This window comes from Escherichia sp. TW14182, assembly GCF_000208525.1.
GTDB classification, from domain to species: domain Bacteria; phylum Pseudomonadota; class Gammaproteobacteria; order Enterobacterales; family Enterobacteriaceae; genus Escherichia; species Escherichia ruysiae.
On the sequence record NZ_AEJZ01000320.1, the window covers coordinates 1 to 4,421 of the forward strand.

Sequence of the window (4,421 nt, forward strand, 5' to 3'; positions counted from 1 at the left end):
GCCTGATAAGCGTAGCGCATCAGGCAGTTTTGCGTTTGTCATCAGTCTCCTAATATGGTCGACATGAAAACTACGCATACCTCCCTCCCCTTTGCCGGACATACGCTGCATTTTGTTGAGTTCGATCCGGTGAGTTTTCGCGAGCAGGATTTACTCTGGCTGCCACACTACGCACAACTGCAACATGCCGGACGGAAACGCAAAGCCGAACATTTAGCCGGACGGATTGCTGCTGTTCATGCTTTACGGGAATTTGGCTTTAAGTACGCCCCCCCTGTCGGTGAACGTCGCCAGCCACTTTGGCCTGCCGGGTTATACGGCAGTATTAGTCACTGCCAGGCTACGGCATTAGCGGTGGTATCCCATCAACCAACGGGTATTGATATCGAAGAGATCTTCTCTGCACAAGCAGCGGAAGAGTTGAAAGACAGCATTATGACACCAGCAGAATACGAGCTGCTTGTGGTCAGCAATTTACCCTTTTCTGTGGTGCTTACACTGGCGTTTTCAGCGAAAGAGAGTGCGTTTAAGGCAAGCAAGTTACAGACAGATCAAGGTTTTCTGGATTATCAGATAGTGAACTGGAATAAACAGCGGATCATTATTTGTTGGGAGAACGAGATATTTGCTGTGCAATGGCAGATAAGAGGAAAACAACTCATAACGCTTTGTCAACACGATTAATGGATAACCCTTACTGTGGTTAGCCAGCAACCATTGCTTGTAGTAGTCAAGTAATATTGACCACCGTTTTACGCTAAGAACGTTATCTGTTCTCTAATTTTTTCGGTGTCAGCCCACCGTTATAATGGTGAGATCTGACGCTATTATAGTTGTTCAATATACAACCACTGATTTGCTGCCATATATCCGGCGTCGTTAGTGGACTGATGACCCGCGCCATGATGGCATCCGCACCCTGTTTCCTAACCTATGTTACCACCCCGACACCGTTCAGGCTGTTACAGAGTCGATTATGCGATCTGATCAATCGCTGAATATCCCAAATCACCAACCGGACGGAGCAGTGCCGATCATAGCACCAATACCCAGAACTGAACGACGCCTGATCCAGAAAACGATCCATAAAACAAAGGACAAAAAACCACGCCCGGCGGCTCACAGCCATGCTGATGCTGCATCGTGGTGACACCGTCAGTCATGCTGCCAGAACACTCTGCTGTGCTCGCTCATCGATTTGTCGCTGGATTAACTGGTTCACGCTGTCGGGTGTTGAAGGCCTGAAGTCATTGCCGTCAGGACGTGAGAGGCGCTGGCCGTTCGAGCATATTTGCGCATTGCTGCGTGAGCTTGTTAAGCATTCTCCCGGCGATGGTTACCTGCAGCCGAACTGGTATGGCGCAGAGCAGCACCAACACTGCGTATCCGGAGCCCGAATAAGGAAGAAAAAATGGCAGCGATTAATGTAGCGTTAGCCAGTTGTAGCATAGAACACCCTGTGTTTTACGAAGATGAAGTGGAGATCCACCTCAATCCCAAAATCGGCGCAGACTGGCAGTTACGCGGGCAGCAAAAGCGCGTTGTTACGCCGGGCCGGAATGAAAAGTACTATCTTGCCGGTGCGCTGCACAGTGGTACGGGCAAAGTCAGCTACGTGGGTGGAAACAGTAAAGGTTCATCCTTATTTATCAGGCTGTTAAAACATCTGAAGGAGACATACTGACGGGCAAAAAAGATTACGCTCATTGTCGATAACTACATCACCCACAAAAGCTGTGAAACGTTGCGCTGGCTGAAAGCAAACCCAAAGTTCAGGGTGATTTATCAGCCAATTTACTCGCCATGGGTCAATCATGTCGAACGGTTGTGGCAGGCGCTTCATGAAACAATAACCCGAAATCACCAGTGCCGTTCAATGTGGCAACTGTTGAAAAAGGTTCGTCACTTTATGGATACCGTCAGCCCATTCCCCGGTGGAAAGCATGGGCTGGCTAAAGTGTAGCGGTATTAGGATCAGCTACTTAGAAGCGAATGGAGTAACTGGCATAGCACAGGGGAATTTAATTACTCAGCATATATATGCAAGACTTGAATAATATGTGGGCACGTAAATAGCTCACAAAAATTTCAACAACACTCCCTCGCTGTATTATAAAGTAACCACAAAAAAATGTTCTTTTTTGGATTTGTTATAAATATCCCAGTCAATTTCCCAATCATTATTAAAAACAATAGTTCCACCATAATTCTGGACATTTATTAACTTGGTGTTTGGTGCAACGGAAAACTTTGCAAGTAAGCTACCGTTAACCAATGTAGTCTTATATCCCCTACCGTTATTAAGCCTTATATAATCAGATTGTGTTATTACGACCCCGTTGTGTACATATTTTTCAGGAAACAGTGCTTCATAGCATATATATATGCTATAACTTAAGCCATGAAGCTTAAATGTATTATTATTTTTTATTTTTTTATCGATATTTAGATATTCTGATGAAAGCTTTTCTGGAGCATTGAATACGCCTCTTTTTTCTATAAAAGGAATTAATGCTGTTTTCTGATGTAATTGCGAATTATCCACATGCAAGAACATGGATATAACATTATTAAACTTTTTGTATCCAAAAAAATTAAATAAAAATGCTTTTTGCTTAAGTGTTGAATCAGTTTTAATCTTTAGTAACAAATCATCCGTATTTTTTTTAATAACTTCATTCTTATAACCAAAGTAAACATTCTCAGAAAAAACAATAAGGTCAACACTGTTTTCTTTTATAAATTTCGCCATGTCATTATAAAACCTTTCAGGTGTTCCTCCATTTTTATAATAAAGACCAACTTGAATAACAGCGATATTACTCTTTGGTATTTTATCTGAAATTAGCATGCGACAGGGTAATATCATAGCCAAATAGCATAGAATTACCAGCATTATTTTTTTAAAATCACAACAAAAAAATAATGCTGGTAATAAATTTATAACATACAGATTAAGCAAGGGAGAATTTGTTTGCGGTAGAATAAATAGGTTGTATTTATAATATAATATTATTGGGTTTAATGGGATTGATATTTTTATCGCTGAAATAGCGGTAATCGCAGCGGCGTATATCGCACATCCCCAAATACCGTTCTTTGATAACTTGTAATATAGGGTAAATATCAGGGTATTACATAAAGCAACATATAATAAAATAATCGAATTGAAATAAACTGTTGGAGTTAACGAAAAAAAATATTCATTAACCATTTCAAATGACAAACCAAAAGAATATATTAATACGAAAAATAAAAATAACTTAATATTACCTTTAGAAATCAGATAATAACAAAGCAAGAAGATAAATAATAAAATATGCAAAAACATCTTGTTGGCTAGTTGTTCTCTAATTTAATTAAACTCATGTCGCTTGTGATTAGTTCAAGATCATGTGTCACCATGACGACACTTCCACCATCTTTATTATATTCGGATAAAATATTCATAATAATCCTTTTATTATTTTTATCCAGACTCGCGGTGGGTTCATCGGCCAAAAGAATTTTAGGTTTTTTTATTAAAGCTCTTGCAAGAGCAAGACGCTGTTTTTCTCCCCCTGAAAGGTTCATAACCTTCATATCAGGCATAGGGAGTCCAACGATTTCAAGCATGGTATGCGCATTTTTCTCTGCGAATTTTAAATAAGGATAATCTACGGAGCATAGAATGTTACGTAGTACACTTTGTTTTTCATTAATGAGAGAATCTTGAAATATAAAACCAAAATACTCCTTCCTTATACGAGAAGTTTTATTGTAATCCTTCGGATTAATATTTTTACCACAAAACTCATAATTCCCATCAAATTCACTATCCAACAAACCAAGTATGTTTAACAGTGAACTCTTTCCGACCCCGGAAGGCCCTGTAATAACATGAAATGAACCTTTTTCAACATTAACAGATATAGAACTAAGGATTTTTTTATCCTTGAACTGTTTTTCATAAATATCTAATTTAATCACTTTATTTCAATCTCAAAAGCAGTATCGAGTAATTCAGCGAGTTTTTTATGATCACCATCAATGGCTAATGTTACAACCCTCAAACCAGAACTTTTATCATCCTGGCCATTTTCGAAGGTACGGGTGATACGGACTACAGATGCTAAACCGGATAATCCATTGACCAAAGAGCGATATCTTATCTTTTTTTCTTTGATATTTCCTTGTTCAGACACAGGATCAATTTTAACATCAATGAAAAACTTATCCAGAAGTTCAATATCTACGATATCGTCTCCTGAATTGACATATTGCTCATTGCTTACAGCAATATTCCTTATGATAAAAGGCGATGATACCAACGGTTTTGCAAGTTTTAATATATTAGTAATATTATTTTTCTCTATATTCAGATTTATAATAGCCATGTTCGAATCATTTATTTTATCTTCTATGTCAAGTAAGATCGGAAG

General features: G+C 38.9%; 4 protein-coding genes and 1 pseudogene. 2 read left to right on the forward strand and 3 right to left on the reverse strand.

The features are described 5' to 3' along the window. The first annotated feature begins 63 nt into the window (after positions 1–63). Complete coding sequence (gene entD, locus EQY_RS0120835; RefSeq protein ID WP_077629720.1) at positions 64–684, forward strand: enterobactin synthase subunit EntD; 621 nt, start codon at positions 64–66, stop codon at positions 682–684. Positions 685–1,027: 343 nt separating this feature from the next. Next, positions 1,028–1,963, forward strand: a pseudogene (locus EQY_RS0120840) (IS630 family transposase). A gap of 147 nt (positions 1,964–2,110) precedes the next feature. Here EQY_RS0120840 and EQY_RS0120845 read toward each other — a convergent pair. The 3 genes from EQY_RS0120845 to EQY_RS0120855 form a co-directional block, all read right to left on the reverse strand. Continuing rightward, complete coding sequence (locus tag EQY_RS0120845) at positions 2,111–3,331, reverse strand: carbon-nitrogen hydrolase family protein (protein ID WP_000478442.1); 1,221 nt, start codon at positions 3,329–3,331, stop codon at positions 2,111–2,113. 8 nt (positions 3,332–3,339) lie between these two features. After that, a complete protein-coding gene (locus EQY_RS0120850; RefSeq protein WP_000593047.1) occupies positions 3,340–3,969 on the reverse strand; it encodes an ABC transporter ATP-binding protein in 630 nt (209 codons plus the stop codon). Beyond that, on the reverse strand, positions 3,966–4,421 hold a 456-nt coding region (locus tag EQY_RS0120855; protein ID WP_000685624.1), incomplete at its 5' end, for a hypothetical protein. The genes EQY_RS0120850 and EQY_RS0120855, both read right to left, overlap by 4 nt.